Raw genomic sequence first — 593 nt, forward strand, 5'->3', positions numbered from 1 at the left:
TGTCGTTGCTCACTCTCGGCCGACTGTAAGACATCAACATGCCCAGTTCTGTTAGTCTCGCTTTAAGCGTATAGGACGTCATCGGTGCCCCGTTATCTGAGTGCAATACGGGCGGCTGATGCCAGCAACCTTCTCGCAACAAGGCGCGTTCTATTAGCTGTTTAGCCAACTCGCCCGATTCCGTGTCGTGGACTTCCCAAGCAATGATTTTGCGGCTGTAGATGTCCATAATCAGGTAGAGATACCAGTGCTGGCCTCGCACAACAGAAGCGCAATAACTAATATCCCAGCTCCAGACCTGATTCGGTCCGGTAGCAGTAAAGCTGGTAGGCTCGGGCACTTGGCGGCGTGGTTTCATACGGCCTCGATGGTGCTGTTGTTGATGCTTTTTCAATACCCGATAGAACGACGACTCGGAGGCCAGGTAGAGGCCTTTGTCTGCCAGTAATGGCACGATTTGAGACGGCGGCAAGCTCTGATACTCGGGACGGTGACACATGTTCAAAATGGCTTGCTCTTCCTCATGCGTCAGCTGATGTGACTGCCTGCTTTGCATCGTGTATGGACGCTGATCCTCGGCAATAGCGCCGCAC

At 53.3% G+C, this 593-nt stretch carries 1 protein-coding gene; it reads right to left on the reverse strand.

Annotated features, from left to right (window positions below):
- A partial coding sequence (locus tag QC823_RS16190; protein ID WP_309657368.1) for a DDE-type integrase/transposase/recombinase occupies positions 1-593 on the reverse strand: 593 nt, incomplete at both ends.

The organism is Vreelandella vilamensis (assembly GCF_031451755.1).
GTDB lineage: Bacteria > Pseudomonadota > Gammaproteobacteria > Pseudomonadales > Halomonadaceae > Vreelandella > Vreelandella vilamensis.